We start from the raw sequence: 20439 nt of genomic DNA, 5'->3' as shown, positions 1-20439 counted from the left end.
TCACCACATGTCCCTCACCACACGACCGGCGGCTGGTAGCGCGCCGTCGGGCGGGAACGCCCCACCACGATCTGGAACAGGGGCGCTTGCCGGCCTCGCCGGAGACCCAGGAACTCGCGGACGCGGTCCGCCGGATAGCCGTTGTGGATCCGGGCGGTGAGCTCCTCCGCCGCGCCGAGCACGCAGATGCGCTGGGCGACCACTCCGGCTTCCTGAGAGAGGATCCGTTCCGCCCTGCCGCCGAAGCCGCGGACGGCGGCGTCGAGGTCGCCGACCAGGTAGGCGACGAAGTTGGCGGTCCGGCAGTTGAGGGCGATGCCCACACCCGCCTCGTGAAGCAGCCGCTGAAGCGGCACGCCGGGAGGTTCCGGCCGCCGGCACTCCAGCGCGCCGTCCGGATGGAACCGGTACAGCCCGGACGGGACGTCCTCCACATCGATCACCGCGAGGTGGAGGTCGATCGGCGGCGGACCACCGTCCGGGACCGCGTCGGACGGGTGCGGATCGAGCGCATGGCCCAGGACGCGCCGCATCCTCCGCAGCGAGATCGGCTCGCGGATCAGGCCGAGGAGGGAGGGGCCCGACTGGCGGCGGCGCAGCGCGTCCGGCAGAGACACCGTCCGGTCGTCGTCCGCCGGGGTCTGTGGCGCGGGCGGACGGGCCGCGCCCATCCGTCCGAACCGGGCCGTGTCGCCAAGGCGGGTGCGTTCATGGACGGCCGCGATGCCGGGGTTGCCGGGGTTGCCGGGGTTGCCGGGGTTGCCGGGGTTGCCGGGGTTGCCGGGGTTGCCGGGGTTGCCGGGGTTGCCGGGGTGAAGCGTGCGGCCCACGCAAGTGTCCCCAGCATGGGAGGTTCCGGGCGGCACGCCGTCGGGCAGTGCCGTCCGCGAGACGTCGGCCTGCCGGAACAGGGGGACGGCCATCATCGCGGCCTCGTCGTGCCAGTCGATCCCCAGCAGCGACTCGACGGCATCGTCTGGGAACTGATGGCGCAGCCTGCCCCGGAGCCCGAGCGCGCCCGCGACCATCAGCGCGTTGCCCGCCACGAGACCGACCTCCTGGGTGCAGAGCCGATAGGCGTAGTCGCCGTACCGGAAGGCGGTCTTCCAGAAGAGCGAGGAGAGCAGCAGCACGCACTCGGCGTCGACCGGCAGCGTCGCCGCGGCGATGTGCGTTCTGAGATCGCCGCCGCGGACCAGCACAAGCCGGTGATGTGCCGGGTCGTAGTAATAGACACCGGGCGGGTAGGGCCGGACGGCCGGGAGCCATACGTAGAGCTCGGTCGGGAACAGGCACCGGGCCGACGGAACATACCGGTGGTACGCCCAGCGGGCGGCCGGGCCCAGCTCCTGCCGGGACACTCCGTACGCATAGTGCAGGAGGGTGGCGAGCCGATCCGCGTCCAACCTCGGGGTCGCCTGGGCCTCCGCGGCTCCGCTTCGCGTCCGGGAGCCCGCCAAGGGCGGCCGGGCGTCTCCGAGCATCGCCGGCATGGGACGCGGCAGCCGGTGGCGCGGCAGGGACCGGTACGGCTTGAAGGCCGGCGGAGTGTCCGCCGACGTCTCCCGGTCGCGTCCGCGCTCCGCCTCGTTGGCGACCATGACCGCGAATCCGTCCAGGGCACGGTGCCAGTAGTCCACGTCCGGCACGGTCGGTGCGTGGTTCATGCGCCTCCGCTCATGGGAAGGGGTGCGGGTCGGGGTTGAGCCGGGGCACGGTGAGCGGTTCGTCGCGGTAGCCCAGGTCGGCCGGAAGCCGCAGGAGGCGTTCCAGACCGTCCAGCCGCCGGGCGTGCTGCCCGAAGGTCATCGGCACCAGGCCGGGCACCAGGACCTTGACGCACGCGAACCCGCCGGCCCGCTGCTCGGGAGTCGTCTGGTCCACCACGACGACGTCGAGCCCGCAGGCCGCGAGCCGCCGCACCGCCTCCGCCACGTCGTCTCTGAGGTCCGCGTGCGGCGGCCACGCCGCGTCCTCGTCGATCTCGCCGCTTCCGCACGTCCGCGGCGCGGACAGCAGGAAGTCCAGTCGGCCGAGGGCGTCCGGGTGGCAGTAGAGCAGCGAGTGGTCGGCCATCGTGGCGACCCTGCCGGGGTCCGCCGCCAGCCGCGCCGCGGTGTCCCGGGCGGCCGCGTCGTAGCCGCGGCGGCGCATCTCGATCACAGTGGCCAGCTCGCGCAGCGTGCCGAGCAGCCCCTGGGCCGCGGTCAGACCGGAGCCCGCCGCGCAGACCGCGCTGGGCCGCGCCGGGTCGTCGTGTGGGTCGAGCGCGAGCCCGAGGAAACAGGGGATTCCGTGATCGGTGGGCAGCCGGCGGAGGTGCAGCTCATAGCCGGTCTGCCAGTGGATCCAGTCGGCGGTGAGCGCGATCGTGCGATCGGGGTCCACCGCGGGATCGACCGCGGGGACGCTCATCCGGCCATACCAGGTGATCAGGAACGCGTCACGCTCGACCGCCTCCAGCAGGCCGTGCAGGATCGCCTCTTCCAGGGAGCCGCCCAACGCGGAGCCGTTCGACGTCTCCTGGAGGAAGGGTCTGTCGCCCTCCCGCGCGGGGTCCCGGCCATAGTAGGCGACGGCCGCCGGAACGAGGACCGGCTCGGCGCGGGTCAGCGAGTATCCGTAGACCCAGGAGCACTCCAGGTCGTCGTGGTAACGCTCGAACGCGGAGTCCGGCGGCAGGCTCTCGTCCGGGAGGACGAGGCCGAACCGCCTGGGGTCCAACGCCTCGTCGCGGAGTTCGCGGTAGCTTCCCCTGACGACGGTGCGCTTGCCTCCCGGAGCCCTGCCGCCCAGCCGCTCCAATGCCTCGGCCACGGCGGTGAGCCGAGCCGTCCTCAGATCCCGCGCCTGACCGTAGGCGTTCACCGTGTCACCGGTCCGCGGGTCGGCACCCACCGCGAGGACCCCGGCGAGAACGGCGCTGGCGTCCCGCCCGGTCTCCCGGACGACCCCCGCCTGGGCGTCCACGTACAAGTCAAGGAGGGTTCGCTCGCGCGCCCCGAGGTCGCTCACACGCAGCACGCCGGGCAGCGGTTTGGGCCGCTCGCGCAGGACGAGCCGGGCCGCCTCGCGCGAGTCGTCGGGCAGTTCCCCGCACGACGGGCAGAGCGGGTCGGGCAGGAAGCGGTGGCGGCTGACGTCGAGCCCGTCCAGACCGACTCGCAGGAAGGACCCGGTCGGTGCGGACTCGTTCCGGATTAGTAGCTCGACCTGCGCGGCCATCAGGTCGGCCACGAGCATCGCTCCGGTTCCATGACAGAACGGCGACGAGCTGACGCTGAGCCGATCAGCATGCCGTGCCCAGAGCGCGTCGCGTTCCCGCGGAAGGTGCCGAGCGGCTCGCCGCCGCCTGGCCACACAGCGATGACAGCCTCGCGCGCCCGGCACCGACCACGGGCCCACGATCGCGCGGTCGAGCTCCACATGGACCGGCAGCCACGGCAGGTCCTCGCAGGCCTTCTCGAGATCGAACCAGTCCGGCCGCCATCGGTCGGTGACGGCGACGACGGCCGCGCACGCCGGAGGCGGCAGGGGCGCCTCCGCCAGGTCGAACCGCAGGGAAAGAGCCCGGCCGACGGCCGACGCGAGGCGACTCCCGTCCCCGGCCAGCGTCACCGTCGCCCGTGCGGATCGCGTTTCAGCCATCGGCCAGGACCACCACCCGGAGCACGTACGGCAGCGCCTGGACGACCGCCGGATCGTGGTCGAGAGGAACCAGGACCGGCGTCCTGCCCGCCGCTTCGAATGCCTCAACGAGGATGCGGCGTCGCTGCTCCGCGGAAGGCTCGGGCGGCGGGGGGTCGAAGGACGGTGCGGTGTACTCAGGGGGAGCCGAGGGCAACTGCCTCACCGGCTCGGGCGCATATTCGGGTTGACCGGTGGCGGATGCCTGGTAGGCGAGCAGGAGCTGCAGGAGGCCGTCCCGGACCGCCGAGGCCGCCGTGACCCCGGAGCGGTAGGCGACCGTCCGCCCCGAAAGGGTGAACGCGAAGGTCGGCACGCGTTTGTCGGCCGTCATGTCACGGACGGCGTACTCCCTGCCGAGGAGATCGAGCACGTCCCGGAACCGAGCGCCCACCTCGTCGAGGGGCAGCGCCGCCGGATCGAGACGCGGCGAGTCCTGCCCGCGAAGGTCGGGTGACCGGACCACCAGGTCGGTCCACTGGTCCAGCAAAGCCGCCTCAACCGCCTCAGGCCAGCTCAGGCGCGCGGCGACCCCCGTCAAGCCGCTCGGCGCCGATCGCCGCCGACGGGGGAAGACCGTGGCCGCGGGCACCGTGCGCGGACGCCCGTCCAGCAGCGAGACTCCCGCCACCAGGCCGTGCCCGGCAGTGCCATCACCGAGCAGGCGGCGGGGATCCGCCGTTAATGAGGCATAGAGTTCGATGGCATGGAGGACGGCCCGCCGGCGGGCGTCGGTGAGGTCGACGGCGGCGCCATAGACGACGAGCGGCTCGCCACCGGCCGGGCCACCCGGCTCGCGACCGGGTGGCTCGGCCGGGTCCCACAAGCTGGCCTCGGCCACGCGCAACGGGAACTGGTCGTAGTGCCGCTCGTCGACGGCGCGCAGCACACCGAGCCGCGAATCGACCAGGGGGGACACCCGCCGGACGAACGTCTCGTCGTTCAGGGGGTCGCCGCGTTCCAGTTCCGCCACGGCGGCCGCGACCCGTTCCGGATCGGCCGGTGCGGCGGCGAGCGCCAAGGGGTGCGGCGTGGCCCGGTGCCGCCCGGTTTCCAGCGTGTCGAGGTCGAGGCGCAGCAGTTCGACCTGGGCACCGCCGTCCTGGGCACCCCCGTCCTGGGCACCCCCGTCCTGGGCACCCCCGTCCTGGGCACCGCCGTCCTGGGCACCGCCGTCGCCGGTGAGCCGGTGAAAGCAGGTGAAGACCAGGTGGTTGGCGAGAATCCCGGCCACCGGGCCGGTCGCCGCCTCCGGATCGGCGGTCTGCGGCCGGGGGCGCATCCGCCGCCACACCGGCTCCCAGCGCGCCCCGCCCTGGTCGGGGTGGCAGAACGGTCCGATCCAGCCTTCGTCGTCCACGGTCACGGCCTGGCAGGACGCGGTGCGCGTCGCCGTGCACAGACGGTCGACGAGCCGCGCCCGTTCAACCGCCGAGCCGTCCGCGACGTGCATGACCAGGTCGGCCGTGGAGACGAGCCGGGCGAACAGGCCCTCACCCGCCTCCAGGTCGTCGCCCGCGAGGACATGGCACTCGACCCGCTGGACCGGGTCGTGTTCGGCGCGTTCCTCCGCGTAGGCATGGATGCGGTCGAGTTCGCCATCGTCCTTGCCGGTGCGGGCGACGGTGAGCGACCGCGTCCCGGACCGCAACGCCCCCGCGGCGAGCGCGACGAGCGGATCGCCGGAGCCGACCGCGAGCACCCGGGCGTTGCGGTACCGCTCGAACCGATGCGCCGCGGAATCGTGGAACTCCTCGATGAACGTGATCTCCGGCGCGTAGGTCTCCAGTTCCCGTTCATCGAGGCCATGGGGGCGGTCCTGGGAGAGATCGCGGACGAGGCCGCGGTCGTCCAGCATGCCGACGACGCGTTCGACCGCGACGCGCCGTCCGGCGGGCAGGTCGGCGACCAGTTCCCCGACCGTGTGCCGCCCGTTCAGGAAGGGCGCGAGCCGTTCCACCCACGCGTAGATCGAATCTCCGGCGAGAACGAAGCCCTCTCCGCCGTTGAAGAAGAAGATTCCGTCGTCCGCCGGGGCGAAGTAGACGCTGCTCTTCAGCTTCGGCCTCATCGGCCGCAGGTCGCGGGTCATCGTCGTTGTTCCCCCCATGCGTTGCCGACGCCGGCGATGCCCAGTAGCTCGGCCAGATCTCCGGAGACCGCCTCGATCTCGAACGTGCCGACCGACGTCGGCGGGTAGCCGATAAGTTCGGTCGCCCTGCTGGGGGCGGGCGCGCCCCGCACCCGGCCGGCGCCTTCCCAGAGGTAGACCGCGCCCCAGACCCGGCGCGTCTCGTCGCCGAACCAGACCTTCAGCCGGGCACCACTGAGCTGGGTGAACGCGTCCACCGCGTAGTCACGCAGGTACTCGCGAAGGCTGCGCACCGACTGCCCGGACCTGGTGAGGTCCCACATCACGATGACGACATGCATGTGAGATCCACCTCCACCTTCCGCGGGTCATGGCGGGCGAGGAGATAGAACGGCCGGGCGGACTCGACCGCCTTGCCGAACGTGCCGAAGCCGCGGTCCATCGCCCGGCACTCGGCGTCGGCATCGTCCGTCACGCCCCAGTACTCGCGCAGGAAGGCCTCGATCCGGTCGGCTGAGAGCAACGAGTGGTCGTAGCGCGGATCGTGCCGGAGCACCTCGTCGTACAGGTCCGCGGCCGCCCTGGCGACCCCGGTGGCCCGTTCGAGGGCGGCTCCTCCTTCGAGCCGGTCGATGAGGAGGTCCTCCCAGGCGATGCCGGGCGCGATCTCGAAGCTGCGCACCAGGAACCGGGCAAGCTGCTCCTCCAGAGCCTCCTCCCGCCGCTCCGCGCCGGTCAGCCACCGGTCGAGGAACCCGAAATCCCCGCCTTCCGCAGGCGCGGGGTAGACGCCCGTCTCGGTTCCATGAGCAATGGCGTCGGCCGTCCGGTCCACGGTGTCGGCGTCGGCGTCGGCGGTGTTCGCGGCGGGCCGACCGCCGCCGTCCCGCTGCGCCGCCAGCCACCGCAGGACGACGTGGCGATGGAAACGGGGATAGTCGCCGCCGAAGATCTGCAGGACGCGCAGTGCCTCAAGGTCGCCTGGCGGAAATGCCGCGGGGCCCGGGTTCTCCCTGATCTGGGCGGAACAGCCACGGGCGCCGAGCTCCCACATGAAGAGGAACAGGGTCCGGTTCACCGCGGGCCGTGCCGCCGGGGCCGACGCGTCGAGGCGCGCCATCTCGTCGACCAGGAGCAGCGCGTCGTCCCGCTTGACGTCCACCCGATGGCGCGCGCAGTACGCGCCGAGTTCGGCGAGTTCCCCCCGCGAACGCTCATCGGTCCCGGCGATCTCGCCGAACCGCTGGTACACCCGCTGCGCGTACGGGACGGTACGCAGCCTCTCCAGCAGATGGTCGACCGTCCGCCTGTCGCCTGCCCCCGCCTCGACGGCGGCGGCGAGTGTCGCCCTGATGTTGACCAGCGGTTCGGACATCGCGTGGTACCCGCCCTCGGCCGGTCCGTGCACCAAGGCGACCTCGTCGTCGGCCTCGATCTCGGACGCGCGGTACGCCCGATACACGCGCCCGACGCCCCGCATGCCGAAGGCGTCGAGTTCCGCCGCCCTGAGCGCGCCCATGCTCGACGCTCCGAGCACGTGCACGCCGCGGGCCATCACGGCGAGGATCTCCTTGTGCCGGACCGCGCGGTCCTGATGGAAGTAGCCGTCCACGATCCCGATGACATCGCCCTCCACCGGCCGAAGCCGGAGAAGATCACCGGCCGAGATCGGCGGGAGCACCCGGAGCCCATCACCCGGTCGCGGTTCATCCCGCGCATCCGCCGGTGTCCCGGCGCGGAAGCCGGGCAGCGTCGGGCCAACGAAGAGAAAGTGACGTTTCATGGCGCCTCACTCAGGGATGACCGGGGAAGTCCAGGCCCGGGCAGACGACCCGGGCGACGGGAACACCGACGTCGGCACGGGTGTGGTCCACAACGAGCGGGGACCGGCCGGTGACCGCGACGACGCGACGCGTCGCGTTCTCGATCTCCTCGCCCACGTCCAGGAAATCCGCCGACGCGATCCGCTGGAAATCGACGGCCGGAGTCCGTCCGGGGCCTGACGTGGTACGCCGCGGAGCCGGTCGCATGCCGAAGCGCACGTTCCTGGCGCGTTGGTACTGGGTCGTGCCGACGTCGTCCCGGGCGCCCGCTATGACCGTGACCCGCGACTGGGCGGCTTCGGTCAGCGCGCGGCACAGGGCCACTTCCCGGTCGGAGTGGCAGCCGTGACCGGTGAACGGGACGGGGAACGTCTCGCTCCAGATCACGACGCCGAAGCAGGGCGTTCCCACGGGCGTGGGCAACAGCTCCATCCGCACCCGGACGTCCGCCGCTGAGAAGCGTTCCAGCAGGTCGCGTCCCCGGCCGGATACCGACGCCGGATCTACGACCTGTCCAGCCCCCTTCCGCTGCGCACGACTGACCGCGTCGCGTTCGATGACCTCGTACAACGCGTGCAGGATCGCCTCGCCATCAGTGTTGCCGCTGGCGAGTCCGTTGCTGCTGCTCATGAAGACCGGTGGCCGCCACCGTGGGCGGACCCTGCCATCAAGGTCCAGGCAGTCGAACGGGACCAGCGACTCGGCGCCGTCGATCAGCCGGCGGGCCGGCCACCACTCGATCCGGGTAGCGCGATTGAGGCAGTGCCGGGGATGGAGGGCCAGCTCGTCGGGGACGTAGCCGAGATCGTCGGCCACCTCTTCCGGGGTCGCCACAAGCCGATCGGGGCGCTCCAGTCTCTCGGCGTGCCACAACTCGATGGACTCCATGACCGCCGACACCTTGGCCGAATCGCGGTCCAGTCCCTTCCCCTGCGATACCGAAAGGGTGCGCGCATTCGGACGGATGGCCTGATAAACGGGAATCCCGATATCGTCCAGCCATGTCACGTCGGCGACCCGCGTTATCCCGAACTCGGCCAGCCGGGGCTGAATCCACGCCAAGGTCTCGGTCGGCGGTCGAACACGATGCGTGCCTGCGAAATATGCCTTCCTGACGATGGTGTTCTCATTCGCAACGATCATTTTCCCTCTTGTCGGCCGCTGCGGACGGGCGCTGCCGACATGCGGCAGCGCCCGAACCCGACTGAGACGAGTTCAGTCAGTGTCAACTGGAGCAGCAACAGTAGGTTTCGCAGCTGCACATCCACACGACCGAACCGATCGTCGTGTAGTCGGTCACCAAAGTACCGACCTCTTCGTTGGGGACCGAGATGACCTCGATCGAGTCGAGCTCACCCAGCCCGTCGACCTCGGCGGCCAACAGTTCCTTGACGGACATAGTCACCTCCTCGCGGCGCTAGGGGAATGCGACCACTGCTAGCGTGGCCGATGCTGACAACCGCGACCTAACAGCGACCTAACAGCGCCGCTCATTCGATGAGCTGATGAGCCCGGATGGTCGCGTGTTCATTGGAAAGAATGATCCGCTGAAGCGTGCGAAGCTTCTCCCCCGGCTCGATGCCAAGGTCGCTCACCAGCACCGAACGCGCCTTGCCATAAGTCTGCAGGGCCTCCGCCCGCCGACCGGTCGCGTACAGGGCGATCATCAAGTGGTGGTACATCCGCTCGTCGAACGGATAGACACCGGTCAAACTCGTGAGCTCCGGCACCAGGCCGGAATGGCGGTTCAGGGACATGTCCAATTCGATGCGATCATGCAGGGCGCGCAGCCGCCGCTCGTCGAGCCGACGCGCCATGGCTCGCCACGCCGATCCCAGGCTCACATCGGCCAGCGCGGGACCGCGCCAGTATCCGAGCCCCTGCCGGTACAACATGACGGCGGCTTCCGGGTCGTCGGCAGCGGCCAACCTTGCCTGCCGGACCAACCTGTCGAAGCTCGCCAGGTCGAGCCTGTCGGGCTCGACGGACAGGAGGTAGGCGGACTGCCGCGTGATGATCCGCGCCCCTCCAGAGGTCTCGCAGCGCAGCATCCGCCGGAGCCTGGAGACGGCCATCTGAAGGGCGACCATCGGCTTGGCGGGCATGGCGTCGCCCCAGACCTGATCGATGAGCTCCTCGGTCAGTACGATGCGGTTCGCATTGAGCAGTAGCCCCGATAATAAGGTCGCCAATCTAGGGGGAAAATCTCCTTGGACCCGCCGAACCACCTGCACTTCCAGCGGCCCCAGGATTCGAAATTCCATGAGATCCTCACTTCGCTCTTCTGTGCACCACGGAGTGGACGCAGCCGCTCGACAATACGACTTTCCGAGATCGTCGGGGTGTTTATGTGACTGGCGAAGCGGACACCTGATTTCCCTGGTGAACGCTCATCAACCCGCCCCACGGCGGATGCCTACGTTTGCTGGCGGCATGGATCTTCTCGTGGACATCCGTTCGAGGGCGGAACCGTCCTGGGGTCCCCGCTGAGTCGAGGAGCACCCTGTCCACAGAAATGTCGTTGAAGCCGGGTGGGATGCTCTCTACCCCAGAGGATGTCGAATTCCCGAAGGGCTCGACAGCGAAGTTCATCCAGCCGCGGACGGCGTCCGCACCAGCGAGGTCGAGCGGCTCCCGCGGCGCCGTCTCCCCGCCGGCCGCCCTGACCAGGTCCACCGAGGTGATCTCAGTGAAATTCATCCAGCCTCGCATCTTTCCGGCGCCGTCGAAAAGGGTTCAGAAGGTCGGCCAAGTGCTCAGGGAAGCCCGGCGATCGCGCACAGGTCTTCCTTCCAACCACTGTCGGCCTGCACGGCGATGCCGTCCATGAGCGCGACGACAAGATGCGTCAGCGCGGCGGGATCGCAGTCGGGTGGCAGATCACCTTCGTCGTAGGTGTTGTGACTTGGCCATGAACACGTCACATGTACTGCGCCTGAATCACAGTTCCGGTAAAGCAGTCAAATGGCAGCCGCTCAGCAGTATGGCAACCTTGCCGTAGAGCATACAAGTACCAATTCCGAATGATGCCATTAGTAATGCTAATCGAGGAATGTGCGCCGCTGCCGGCTACATGCACGCCTGCGGACCGGCGGGCCTCCGCAGGTCGTTTGAGACGGCGCTGCTCCTGGCGGAAAACTCGGGCTTGCCCTGAGCATTCATGACAATCTTGATTGAGGGTCGTGTCGCGACAGGGAAAAGTGCTCCTGTGCTGGAGGATGAGGTCGCTGATGCCCGTTCTTGCCCATGAAGCTCTGGAGCACTAACGTCCGCCTCGGCCCGCACCGACTGCTCGGGCCGGCGGACGGCGCCCGCGCTCCGCGCTAATTTCGCGACCGAGCGCTTCGGTGTCGTCGCGATGGCGTTGGGCGTTGTCGAGGAATGCTTTGCGCTGCCGGTGAAGTATGCCAAGCAGCGGGAACAGTGGGCCAGCCGATCGGCGACTTCCACTCACGCACATCGCCAAGGCGCTGCTGGCCGACTGGGGCGTAATTTCAATGCGGAAGCATCACCACGCAAACTACACGCTACGTCAATGAATGCCTGTATGCCGTCGTTGTCGGTAGCGGTACGCCACACCGGCACCAACACGGCCGGCGGGATGTCCACGACCGGCAAGGCGACCAGCCCCGGGCAGGGAAGGCGGTCCAGCACAGACTTCACGGTGAAATGCAAGCCACGACCGGCAAGCACGAGCGGGTAGATGTCGGTGACGTTGACCTCCGGCCGGCCTACCATGTCCGCCAGGTCGTTCGCGGTGTACTCCAGTCGCTGGCCCGATGTCGTACGCCGCGGCGCCCAGGCGTCACGCAACCCGGGCACCATCTGTCCACCCGGATTGAGGATCCTGCAGCCGACCAGATCGTCCAGCATGAGCGCGTCCCGTCCGCCGAGACGGTGGTCTGCGGGAACCAGCACAGCTCTCGGATCCTCGGCGATCGCTGTGCCAACGCTGAGAGCCGGACTGCTGAGCAGGCTCCCGTCACTGTCCGGGCACCACAGCAGGGCGATGTCCAGTCTCTGGTCGAGGATCAACGACTCGGCGGGGTTGGCCACCCGGATACCCATCGAGTTGAACACGACGACGCTGTCGGGATACGCCGACTCGAAAGCGCCGACCAGCTCGGCCACGAACTCGAGCCCGACCGAGCTCGAGTATCCGATGTGCAACCGCCACCCGTCGCCCCGCGAGAGAGACCGGCAAGCGCGCAAGGTGGCCGCCACGTCCTCGCTGATGCGTTCAGCACCCTTGCGAAACTCTTCGCCCAGCCTCGTGAGCCGCACCACACGGTTCGAGCGCTCGAACAAGGCCCCTCCGACCTCACGTTCGAGTGCCTGGATCGTCTGGCTCACCCGGCCCTGGCTGAGCCGCAACCGCTCCGCGGTCCGACCGAAATGCAGTTCGACGGCCAGCACGAGGAAGGTCTCGATCTGACGCAGCTCCACGGCCCCCCCGATCGCCGAATCACGTGATCCATCACCGACACGCTAGACCGCGTGGACCTGATGGACCACCTGATCAGAGGAGAAGGTCATCCCGCAGACGGTTCGCCGTACGCGTGGTGGGCGAAGGCGCGTAGTCGTGGATCAGGCGAGAGGAGAGGAACAGTCAATACCTGTGGATCGGGTTGAGCAATGCTTGATACCTGTAGATCACCGGGAAGGGGGTGTACCTTCCCGGATCACTTAACAGGTTCTCCAAGCAGGCCGGCGTTGCAGCGCCGGTCGGGAAGGCACACCCCGATGCTCACCGTGGTCCCCGGCCCTTCCGACCGCGATCAGGGTGGCCTGGCCCGTCCGTCGTCATTGATCGATGAGATCGTCCGGGAGGGCGCCCGGCGGATGCTGGCCGAGGCGTTGCAGGTCGAGGTCGACGCCTACATCGCCCAGTTCGTCGACCAGCGCGACGAGCACGGGCGCCGCCTGGTGGTGCGTAACGGCTACCACCAGGCACGCGAGGTGCTGACCAGCGCCGGGGCCGTCGAGGTGCAGGCGCCGCGGGTCAACGACAAGCGCACCGACCCGGTCACCGGCCAGCGCAGACGGTTCTCCTCGGCGATCCTGCCGCCCGGGACCTGTCCGAGGCCGACTACGTCTACCTGTGGGCCGACGGGATCCACGTCAACATCCGCCTGGAGGAGCACAAGCTGTGCCTGCTGGTGATGATCGGGGTCCGCGCCGACGGCCGCAAAGAGCTGATCGCGCTGGCCGACGGGTACCGCGAATCGACCGAGTCGTGGGCCGACCTGCTGCGTGACCGCGCTCGGCGTGGGATGCGCGCCCCGGTGCTGGCCGTCGGGGACGGCGCGCTGGGGTTCTGGGGTGCGCTGCGCGAGGTGTTCCCGCATACCAGACAACAGCGCTGCTGGTTTCACAAGATCGCCAACGTGCTGGCGGCCCTGCCGAAGTCGGCACATCCCGCGGCCAGGAAACACCTGGCCGAGATCTGGAACGCCGAGGACCGCGACCACGCCCTGGCCACGGTGAAAGGCGTTCCAGGCCGCCTACGGCGCCAAGTACCCAAGGCCGTCGCCAAGGTCGTCGATGACCTGGACGAACTACTGGCCTTCTACCACTTCCCCGCCGAGCACTGGCGGCACCTGCGCACCACCAACCCCATCGAGTCGACCTTCGCCACCGTCCGGCACCGCGCCAAGGTCACCAAGGGCCCCGGCTCCCGCGCCGCCGGCCTGGCCATGGCCTTCAAGCTCATCGAGTCCGCCCAGACCCGCCGGCGCCTGGTCAACGCACCCCACCTGGTCGCCCTCGTCCGCGCCGACGCGGTGTTCGTCAACGGCAAACTCGTCGAACGACCCGATCACCGACCCGGCGATCAGGCCCCACCGGAGGCAGCCTAAAGATCAGCGGGCGCCTACCAATGCCTGACGTCGAGGAACACCGCAGTGCCGTGGTTGCGCACCCGGAAGTCCACCGCGTCCCCCAGCCCCAGCACGAAGTCGGTACGACCATGGCGGTCGGAGGTCATGACGTAGGCACGTAGCAGGTGGAGGTCAGTGATGAGCACCGGACGCTCAGGGTTCGGCTTGAGTAGCGTCCCCAACCCCTGTTTCCCAGTGATGGAACTGGCGAAACTGAAGGAGATCTCCAGGTATGCCTGGCCTGGCATTTCCACTTTTCTCGGCCGCAGCGGTGCACCAGCCATCCGCCGGCGCACGGGCCCACGCTGATTTCCCCCTCCTCACCTGGGATGACGATCTAATCTGCCTGGACATCGAATCGGGCTATGAGGTGAGGATCTGCGCGGACGCCCTCACCCAGATGCGGATCGAGACCCGTCGCGGCGCCCGCGTCCGCGGCCCCGGGATCGAGACCGGTGGAATGCTCCTAGGCGCCTTCGACGACGCGGTCGGCGTCGTCCACATCGACGTCGCCACCGGCCCTACACCTGACAGCCTCCTGTCGGAGGCGTACTTCGAGCACGGGACCGCCGGAGCCCAGGAAATCATCGACCACCACAACCGACGCACCAGGGGACTCACGACCTTCGCCGGAATGTGGCACACCCACCCCTACGGGCGGGCACGACCGAGCACCATCGATGAAGCGGGGATGGCGACCATCACCTCCCTGGCCGGAGGCAACCGGCGGGCCCTGATGTTGATCCTCGGCGGGCCCGAACCTGTCTGGAACGCATGGAGAGACGGCACCGGCGCTCCACACCTCTACGCCAGGATCGTGCAGAAGCACCGGTCAGCCGACACCGAGCATCGACCAGCTCAGGCCGATCGGACTCCCGGCCGCTACTTCACCGGCGGCTACACCTACCCCATGAAAGGCGAGGCCGACCAACCACAAAGACGCCGCCTCAGATGGCCATGGAGGCGCGGATGAAAGACAGACCCGTGATCGGGCTCGCCCTGTCCGGCGGCGGCTTCCGCGCGACTGCCTTCGGCTTGGGCGCCATGCGCGCCCTGCACGACTGCGGTCTGCTTGCTCGAGTCAGGGTCGTCTCCGGAATCAGCGGCGGCAGCCTCCTCGCCGCAATGTGGGCCTACGGCCCCGCCGACTTCGACGAGTTCGACAACGAGGTCACCGCTCTGGTCCAGCAGGGTCTTCAAAGAGAAATCGCCGAACGCGCACTTGCACCCCGGCGGGTGATCAACGGCATTGCCGGCAAGATCCGAGCGGTTCCCGGGTTTCCCGGACGGAGGCTCCGCACGCATGCCCGGACAGAGGCATTGGTCGCCGCCCTCAAGGCGCGCCCCTTCGGCTCCCGGGACATTACCGACGTCACCCATCCACACCTGGCCACGGTCATTACCGCGACCGATCTGATCACTACGAACGCCGTCCGGTTCGGCAGCCAAGTCAGCGCCTGCTCGGCCATCGGGCGCATCACCGGGCCGATCCCGGTCGCCGACGCCGTGGCCGCGTCCGCGGCATTTCCAATCCTCCTGCCATCTCTTGTAAGGACTTATGCGTTCCAGGATCGTTACGGACACGCCGCTTCCCACACGGTCGCGATGACCGACGGCGGTGTCTACGACAATCTGGGCCTGAGCGCCCTGCAACCCGGCCGCTCACGTGCCCATACCGACCACGTGTATGACCTGGACTACGTCTTCGCCATCGACGCCGGACGAGGCCGCAAGTCCAAGCACGGCGCCCCATACCTACTGCCCCGGCTAGCCCGTAGCTTCGACATCACCTACAACAAAACCCAAGACGCCGCCCGCGCACAACTGAACCTGGCCGCCCAGCACGGCACGATCCGCGGTTTTCTGCACGCCTACCTTGCAATGCAAGACCGCAACCTGCCCGTCCCAGTCGCCGACTACGTATCGCGCGAAAAGGTCGTCAATTACCCGACCAACTTCCGAGCCGTCCCGGCCGAGGACTTCCACCACCTGACGATCCGAGGCGAGCAGCTCACCCGAGTTCTCCTCGCGCACTACTGCCCCGAGCTCCGCGTCCTGGCCTGACCCGACCGTGCAACCCGGAGATAAGAATGGCCCTGACACCGGGGAACCAGCGCGGCCTTGCACTTACAGAGAACAGAACTAACTTCGCGCAAGCCCATCAGCACTCTCGTACTCTCTGAGCGGAGCAATCATCCAGGTGAGGCTTCACCACTCAGATTGGTCGATGCTTTACCGCGACCTCGGTAGTGCCTCCCTACGCGCACGTGCTCACGGGTTTCAGCGGTCCCAGACCTTTACCCGTTCGGTGCCACGGACGGGCTTGTCGTCCGGGCCGGCGAGGTAGGGGCTGATCCGGCGGCGTTCGATGCGTTCACCTGCGGGGCCGCAGTGGTAACGGCGCCACTGACCCTCCACCCACCAGCGAACCGAGTAAGCCCGGCCACTCTGCCCGCTTCCTGCTGAGGCCGGGCGGTGTTCGGGTCGCCGGACGCGGATCAGACGAACGTCGCTGGCCGGTAATCCCGCCTTGCTCAGCCGTCGGCGGGCAGGGCGCAGCGCACGCTCGGTTCCTTGAGAAGCAAGGGGTTGCTGCATGAGGAGCCAAGCGGCTACTACGGTCTTCCCCCACGCGCTGGTGCCTTCTTCGCCCGTGGGTAGTTCCTCTAACTGGTCGAGCGCCCATATCAGTTCGTTGTCTGGCCGCCTACCGCCGGATGGTGATCAAAAACTGGCTCGGCCACGAGCAGACGAGCCCCAAAGCAAGCGGCCACGAGCTCTCTGGTCCGGTCAACACACCCATCGCTGGTCCAGCCTGCAGGACGGGAATGAACGGCGGGTCTGGCGCGAGGTGGCGCAGCTCGACGAAATTGTCCGGTGCGAGCTACGCCTCCGGGCGGCAGGGCAGCGCATGCTTCGCGGCATGAGAGTGTGTCTTTGGGTGGTGTCTGGCGTTACCTGAGGTTCTGCGTCGCACGGCGATAGATCAGGTGAGTCACGCCGATCCCCTCGATGATCTCCGCCGGGGCGAAGTCGATCGGCGCTGTGTCGCCAAGCCCGGTCAGCATGGGTGTACCGGCGCCGAGAACCACCGGCACGATGTCCATCCGCAGCTCGTCGAGCAGGCCGGCCCTCAGCGCGTCGGCCACGGTGCCGCCGGGGCCGACACCGACGTCGCGATGCCCTGCCACCTCACGGGCCCGCGCGATCGCGTTCTCCACGCCGTCACTGACGAACGTGAACGACGTCGTGGCCTCCCAGCCGGCCGGCGGTGGACGGTGGGTGACGACGAACACCGGCACGCCGCTCGGGTGCCGCCCATTCCAACCCGCGGTGAGGTCGAACAGGTTGCGGCCGACGACACAGGCCCCGATCCGCTCTTGGAGTTCACGCAGGTACCGGGCGGTCGCCTCGGAGGTGAGGTAGGTCAGCCGGTCCGGATCGGCCGTGGGGGTAGCGACGGTGCCGGCCGTGCACCATGCGAACAGCCGGTCGAACCCTGTCTGGCCAGGCCCGGAGATGTACCCGTCCAGCGAGACCGACGCCTGTGTGAAGACCTTTCCCATGGTGCCCCCAGAGCGTTCGCGATCTTGACAAACCCGGACTCTAGCACATATAAAACCATCAGGTTATCGAACCGGAGGGTTATCGACATGGTGGCAAGCGACTCGCTGGACGCGACGTTCGCGGCACTGGCCGACCCCACCCGGCGGGCCATCCTGGCCCGGCTCGCGACCGGTGATGCCACGGTCACCGAGCTGGCCGCGCCATTCGCGATGAGCCAGCCAGCCGTCTCCAAACACCTGCGGGTGCTTGAACGAGCCGGCCTGGTCAGTCGCGGCCGCGACGCGCAACGCCGGCCGTGCCGGCTGGTGGCCGAACCGCTCAGGACGGCCACGGACTGGCTGGCCGACTACCGCGACTACTGGGAAACGAGCTACCAGCGACTGGATGCCCTGCTGGGCGACCTGCAGGACGGCGAAACGTGACCTCTCCACACCCCGGCCTCGGGCTGCGGGTCGTCGCGTCCGGGACCACCGACCTCGTCCTCACCCGCACATTCGCCGCTCCCGCGCCGCTGGTCTTCGCCGCGCTCACCCAACCGGAACTGCTCCGCCGCTGGCACGGCGCCGCGGCTGGCGGCTCACCGTCTGTGAGGTCGACCCGCGCCCCGGCGGTGCCTGGCGGTTCGGCTCCACCGGCCCGGCCGGCGCCGAGATGGAACTCCACGGGCTGTTCCGCCAGGTCGTGCCGCCGGTCCGCCTCATACAGACCGAGATCCACCGTGACTAGGCCGACGGTGAGGCACTGGTCACCACCGTTCTGGACGAGACAGACGGACACACCGCCATGACCGTCACCGCGCGATATTCCTCGTCCGAGATCCGCGACGCGGTCGTGCGCAGCCCGATGGAACTCGGCGCCGGCGAAGGATACGACCGTCTTGCCGCCCTACTCGCCACCCTCATCCACGAAAGGCACCATCCATGACCGACACGCCCACCCCCGCCAACGAGATCCCCAAGGATTCCGGCAACCCACCCGTGCCGCCCGGCAAGCTGTTGCTGGAGCTAGTGCCGGTACCGGTCACCGATATCGAACGAGCCAAAGCCTTCTACCAGGACCAGCTCGGATTCCGCCTCGACGTCGACGTCAACCCCAAGCCCGGTATCCGCATTGTCCAACTCACCCCACCCGGTTCGGCATGCTCGATCACCCTCGCCGAAGGTCTCCCCACCCTCGACATGCCTCCGGGAACACTGCGCGGTCTGCACCTGGTGGTCGCCGACATCCAGGCGTCCCGCGCTGAACTCGTCGAACGCGGCGTCGAGATCAGCGAGGTCGAGGACCTCGGCGGAGTGTTCTACGCGTACTTCGCCGACCCCGACGGCAATACCTGGTGCCTACAGCACATGCCCTGGCGTTAACCCCGGGGACGCGGCATAGCCGTCGTCAGATTTCGCACCTACTCATCGGCATAAGCACAAGGCATCAAGATCGCTATCAGCACCCAGTTCGCGGCAGAAGAGTAGGTTCCAAGGAAATCCGAGAACAGGTTCTGGATCATTCGTCGCAGTGTGCCTGCGGTACAAGACCTGGCGAGACCAGGCCGCGCGCAGGGCAAACGTTTCTTAGAGTTCTCCCGATGAGCAGGTACTGCGGTATTCCTTCTGGTGAGTGGTCTGGCAGTTGTCAGTCGGCCCGGCGATGGCGCAGACTGTCCGAAGTGGATCCCGCGGGCCGCCCCGGACGGCGCGGATGGCGCCTTCGACTTCTACGGCATACTCATCTGCTCCCTCTGGCCAGACTGGACGCGAAGATGACTCCTGCAGACTGGATCGCACTCTCGGCGATCGCCGCAACCGTCGTGGTCACTGCGGTTACGTTGTACTTTTCGTGGCTGTTCAGGCGGCGAGACGAGGAACAGTTTGAGAAGCGACAGCAGCGAGACGACGAGATCCGTAAGCAGGTGCAGCAGCGTGAGGACGAGCTTCGACGCAGGCATCGAGAGGACAATCCCCACATAGAGCTTGCCATCGACTGCCGGGTCCATGGCCAGGTATCTGAGCATTACCTAGCAGAGTTCATTCTGACGATCCAAAATCGGGGACTTGTCGACTGGCGATTCAATGCAATCGTACTGCGAGTTCTGGGCATCGAAAGGGACCACCCTCTCGCCTTTTGGCAGGGAAATGAGCCTCGACTCGAGTTTCCGATGACGGTCATTGACGATGCAGCTGTCATTCCGCGGAATCTCAACTTCATCTTCGTAGAACCCGAAGTCAGCCAGACCATCACCTACGTCACCAAGATTTCGAGTCGGATCGAGTACATCCTGGCGCACGTCAGCTTCGAGTACGACGAGCACACTCCTCATTCTACCGAGAGAGTATTTCGGCTTTCTTCAGTTTCCAACCCCACATGAGCACCGTGCCCTCGCCGTCCGCGATGGCGACGCCGAGGGCCCTGGTGGACATGACTCGACGCCCAAGGTCCGCTTCTCGGCATGAGCGGATGTTGTTTCCGACCCACGGGTGCATGTGTCCGGGAGTGAGTTGTGCTGGGCGAGAGTCCAACTACGTGACAGGTGCGGTCCCAGTCCTCGCGATGCCCGAGGCCCTGCGTGATCGCTTGCCCTGTCGGATGATCCGCCGGGCCGGACCTAGTCGAGCCCCTGCCCACCTTCCGTGGATCACTTAGCAGCGACAGCCTCGATCTCCAGCAGCCACTCCGAGTCGAGGGTCTCGGCGATCATCACGGTGGACGCCGGACGAGCGTCACCGAGGAAGCGGGTGCGGATCGCACGGTTGGCCGCCGCCTGGCGCTTGTCAGTCAGAAACGTGGTGACCTTGACCAGGTGACCGACGCCCAGGCCAGCGGACGTCAACACCTCCAGAACGTTCTGCCACGCCTGCTCGCACTGTGCCTCGAACCCGGCGGGCACGATCCCGTCGAGGCCCGTCGGCACCTGACCGCTGATGAAGAGCAGCCGGTCGTACCCGGCCACCTCCAGCCCCATGCTGTAGCCGCCGGCGGGCGCAAACACGGCGCGGGGGTTGTATCGGGTGATCTTCATGACGCTCCTCCGCTGGACCAGTCGGTCGATCACGACCACCCCATCCTGGTGGACTCCGGTACCAGACCGCGACGCACGGACAGAACCGCAGGACCGACAGCAGGAAGGCATGAAGGCGAATCGCCGCCGTGAACTCGCGGCGGCCGCCACGACGACCCCAGGGGTGGTGAAGGATCTTCTGCGAGCGCGGGGAGAGAGACCTTCCGGCGCCCGGCGGGCCCGTCAACCGCAGCAGCTGCTGCGGAAACCGGTCCGGATTGACGCCGAAGGCCGCCGACGGCCTCCGGAGGACAGGATCCACCGGGCCACTTGCGTTTCCGCGCTGCGTGGCGTGTTCGGCGGCTGACTTACCGTGTCGGACCGGTTCGCTACGCGATCTCG

At 68.1% G+C, this 20439-nt stretch carries 20 protein-coding genes and 2 pseudogenes; 9 read left to right on the top strand and 13 right to left on the bottom strand.

Going from position 1 to position 20439, the window contains the following annotated elements:
- Positions 1-14: 14 nt before the first annotated feature.
- The 9 genes from ACH34T_RS41390 to ACH34T_RS41350 form a co-directional block, all read right to left on the bottom strand.
- The gene (locus ACH34T_RS41390) at positions 15-1667 is read right to left on the bottom strand and encodes a SagB family peptide dehydrogenase (RefSeq protein ID WP_396026484.1); all 1653 of its coding nucleotides are present in this window, start codon (positions 1665-1667) and stop codon (positions 15-17) included.
- A 10-nt stretch (positions 1668-1677) separates the two neighbouring features.
- Positions 1678-3648: a TOMM precursor leader peptide-binding protein gene (locus ACH34T_RS41385; protein ID WP_396026483.1), complete on the bottom strand. Its 1971-nt coding sequence runs from the start codon at positions 3646-3648 to the stop codon at positions 1678-1680.
- On the bottom strand, positions 3641-5779 hold the full coding sequence (locus ACH34T_RS41380) for a hypothetical protein (RefSeq protein ID WP_396026482.1): 2139 nt from the start codon (positions 5777-5779) through the stop codon (positions 3641-3643). The genes ACH34T_RS41385 and ACH34T_RS41380 overlap by 8 nt, the downstream gene beginning before the upstream one ends.
- Positions 5776-6120 carry a hypothetical protein gene (locus ACH34T_RS41375; RefSeq protein ID WP_396026481.1) on the bottom strand — a complete coding sequence of 115 codons (345 nt, stop codon included), beginning with the start codon at positions 6118-6120 and terminating at the stop codon, positions 5776-5778. Before ACH34T_RS41375 ends, ACH34T_RS41380 begins: the two co-directional genes overlap by 4 nt.
- A complete protein-coding gene (locus ACH34T_RS41370; protein WP_396026480.1) occupies positions 6102-7415 on the bottom strand; it encodes a TfuA-like protein in 1314 nt (437 codons plus the stop codon). Before ACH34T_RS41370 ends, ACH34T_RS41375 begins: the two co-directional genes overlap by 19 nt.
- Positions 7416-7572: 157 nt before the next feature.
- Positions 7573-8745 (bottom strand): YcaO-like family protein, encoded by a 1173-nt coding sequence (locus ACH34T_RS41365; RefSeq protein WP_396026479.1) that lies wholly within the window; start codon positions 8743-8745, stop codon positions 7573-7575.
- An 82-nt stretch (positions 8746-8827) separates the two neighbouring features.
- The gene (locus ACH34T_RS41360) at positions 8828-9001 is read right to left on the bottom strand and encodes a hypothetical protein (protein ID WP_396026478.1); all 174 of its coding nucleotides are present in this window, start codon (positions 8999-9001) and stop codon (positions 8828-8830) included.
- 91 nt (positions 9002-9092) lie between these two features.
- Positions 9093-9866 (bottom strand): BTAD domain-containing putative transcriptional regulator, encoded by a 774-nt coding sequence (locus tag ACH34T_RS41355; protein WP_396026477.1) that lies wholly within the window; start codon positions 9864-9866, stop codon positions 9093-9095.
- A 492-nt stretch (positions 9867-10358) separates the two neighbouring features.
- Positions 10359-10526, bottom strand: a complete 168-nt coding sequence (locus ACH34T_RS41350; RefSeq protein ID WP_396026476.1) for a hypothetical protein — start codon at positions 10524-10526, stop codon at positions 10359-10361.
- A gap of 407 nt (positions 10527-10933) precedes the next feature.
- Here ACH34T_RS41350 and ACH34T_RS41345 point away from each other — a divergent pair.
- A pseudogene (locus tag ACH34T_RS41345) lies at positions 10934-11029 on the top strand (acyl-CoA dehydrogenase family protein); the annotation flags it as partial.
- Positions 11030-11052: 23 nt separating this feature from the next.
- Here the strand turns inward: ACH34T_RS41345 and ACH34T_RS41340 are convergent.
- The gene (locus ACH34T_RS41340; protein ID WP_396026475.1) at positions 11053-12048 is read right to left on the bottom strand and encodes a LysR family transcriptional regulator; all 996 of its coding nucleotides are present in this window, start codon (positions 12046-12048) and stop codon (positions 11053-11055) included.
- Between the two features lie 297 nt (positions 12049-12345).
- Here ACH34T_RS41340 and ACH34T_RS41335 point away from each other — a divergent pair.
- Positions 12346-13460, top strand: a pseudogene (locus ACH34T_RS41335) (IS256 family transposase).
- Positions 13461-13474: 14 nt separating this feature from the next.
- Here the strand turns inward: ACH34T_RS41335 and ACH34T_RS41330 are convergent.
- On the bottom strand, positions 13475-13627 hold the full coding sequence (locus ACH34T_RS41330; protein ID WP_396026474.1) for a hypothetical protein: 153 nt from the start codon (positions 13625-13627) through the stop codon (positions 13475-13477).
- 224 nt (positions 13628-13851) lie between these two features.
- On the opposite strand from ACH34T_RS41330, the gene ACH34T_RS41325 reads away from it, so the two are divergent.
- Together ACH34T_RS41325 and ACH34T_RS41320 are read left to right on the top strand one after the other, a co-directional pair.
- Positions 13852-14454 carry a Mov34/MPN/PAD-1 family protein gene (locus tag ACH34T_RS41325; RefSeq protein WP_396026473.1) on the top strand — a complete coding sequence of 201 codons (603 nt, stop codon included), beginning with the start codon at positions 13852-13854 and terminating at the stop codon, positions 14452-14454.
- Positions 14451-15545: a patatin-like phospholipase family protein gene (locus ACH34T_RS41320; RefSeq protein WP_396026472.1), complete on the top strand. Its 1095-nt coding sequence runs from the start codon at positions 14451-14453 to the stop codon at positions 15543-15545. Before ACH34T_RS41325 ends, ACH34T_RS41320 begins: the two co-directional genes overlap by 4 nt.
- Positions 15546-16435: 890 nt before the next feature.
- Here the strand turns inward: ACH34T_RS41320 and ACH34T_RS41315 are convergent.
- The gene (locus ACH34T_RS41315; protein WP_396026471.1) at positions 16436-17047 is read right to left on the bottom strand and encodes a dihydrofolate reductase family protein; all 612 of its coding nucleotides are present in this window, start codon (positions 17045-17047) and stop codon (positions 16436-16438) included.
- A gap of 90 nt (positions 17048-17137) precedes the next feature.
- Here ACH34T_RS41315 and ACH34T_RS41310 point away from each other — a divergent pair, with 90 nt between their 5' ends.
- From ACH34T_RS41310 to ACH34T_RS41290, 5 genes are all read left to right on the top strand, one after another.
- Positions 17138-17470 (top strand): ArsR/SmtB family transcription factor, encoded by a 333-nt coding sequence (locus ACH34T_RS41310; protein WP_396026515.1) that lies wholly within the window; start codon positions 17138-17140, stop codon positions 17468-17470.
- Complete coding sequence (locus ACH34T_RS41305; protein WP_396026470.1) at positions 17433-17774, top strand: SRPBCC domain-containing protein; 342 nt, start codon at positions 17433-17435, stop codon at positions 17772-17774. The genes ACH34T_RS41310 and ACH34T_RS41305 overlap by 38 nt, the downstream gene beginning before the upstream one ends.
- 57 nt (positions 17775-17831) lie before the next feature.
- Positions 17832-17972 (top strand): hypothetical protein, encoded by a 141-nt coding sequence (locus tag ACH34T_RS41300; protein ID WP_396026469.1) that lies wholly within the window; start codon positions 17832-17834, stop codon positions 17970-17972.
- Positions 17969-18409: a VOC family protein gene (locus tag ACH34T_RS41295; protein WP_396026468.1), complete on the top strand. Its 441-nt coding sequence runs from the start codon at positions 17969-17971 to the stop codon at positions 18407-18409. Before ACH34T_RS41300 ends, ACH34T_RS41295 begins: the two co-directional genes overlap by 4 nt.
- A gap of 392 nt (positions 18410-18801) precedes the next feature.
- On the top strand, positions 18802-19407 hold the full coding sequence (locus ACH34T_RS41290) for a hypothetical protein (protein ID WP_396026467.1): 606 nt from the start codon (positions 18802-18804) through the stop codon (positions 19405-19407).
- A 267-nt stretch (positions 19408-19674) separates the two neighbouring features.
- Here ACH34T_RS41290 and ACH34T_RS41285 read toward each other — a convergent pair whose 3' ends face one another.
- Entirely contained in the window at positions 19675-20058 is a 384-nt protein-coding gene (locus ACH34T_RS41285; protein WP_396026466.1) for a RidA family protein, read from the bottom strand.
- Positions 20059-20439: the final 381 nt, after the last annotated feature.

The sequence above is a fragment of the Actinomadura sp. 9N215 genome, from assembly GCF_044326345.1.
In the GTDB taxonomy this organism is placed as follows: domain Bacteria; phylum Actinomycetota; class Actinomycetes; order Streptosporangiales; family Streptosporangiaceae; genus Spirillospora.
Note: the sequence above shows the minus strand (reverse complement) of the source record. Positions and strands in the feature narration are given on the sequence as shown.

Coding starts and splice junctions, on each gene's coding strand:
- ACH34T_RS41390 (WP_396026484.1), bottom strand. CDS start 1,667: ATGAACCACGCACCGACCGTGCCGGACGTGGACTACTGGCACCGTGCC.
- ACH34T_RS41385 (WP_396026483.1), bottom strand. CDS start 3,648: ATGGCTGAAACGCGATCCGCACGGGCGACGGTGACGCTGGCCGGGGAC.
- ACH34T_RS41380 (WP_396026482.1), bottom strand. CDS start 5,779: ATGACCCGCGACCTGCGGCCGATGAGGCCGAAGCTGAAGAGCAGCGTC.
- ACH34T_RS41375 (WP_396026481.1), bottom strand. CDS start 6,120: ATGCATGTCGTCATCGTGATGTGGGACCTCACCAGGTCCGGGCAGTCG.
- ACH34T_RS41365 (WP_396026479.1), bottom strand. CDS start 8,745: ATGATCGTTGCGAATGAGAACACCATCGTCAGGAAGGCATATTTCGCA.
- ACH34T_RS41360 (WP_396026478.1), bottom strand. CDS start 9,001: ATGTCCGTCAAGGAACTGTTGGCCGCCGAGGTCGACGGGCTGGGTGAG.
- ACH34T_RS41355 (WP_396026477.1), bottom strand. CDS start 9,866: ATGGAATTTCGAATCCTGGGGCCGCTGGAAGTGCAGGTGGTTCGGCGG.
- ACH34T_RS41320 (WP_396026472.1), top strand. CDS start 14,451: ATGAAAGACAGACCCGTGATCGGGCTCGCCCTGTCCGGCGGCGGCTTC.
- ACH34T_RS41315 (WP_396026471.1), bottom strand. CDS start 17,047: ATGGGAAAGGTCTTCACACAGGCGTCGGTCTCGCTGGACGGGTACATC.
- ACH34T_RS41305 (WP_396026470.1), top strand. CDS start 17,433: ATGCCCTGCTGGGCGACCTGCAGGACGGCGAAACGTGACCTCTCCACA.
- ACH34T_RS41300 (WP_396026469.1), top strand. CDS start 17,832: ATGACCGTCACCGCGCGATATTCCTCGTCCGAGATCCGCGACGCGGTC.
- ACH34T_RS41295 (WP_396026468.1), top strand. CDS start 17,969: ATGACCGACACGCCCACCCCCGCCAACGAGATCCCCAAGGATTCCGGC.
- ACH34T_RS41290 (WP_396026467.1), top strand. CDS start 18,802: ATGACTCCTGCAGACTGGATCGCACTCTCGGCGATCGCCGCAACCGTC.
- ACH34T_RS41285 (WP_396026466.1), bottom strand. CDS start 20,058: ATGAAGATCACCCGATACAACCCCCGCGCCGTGTTTGCGCCCGCCGGC.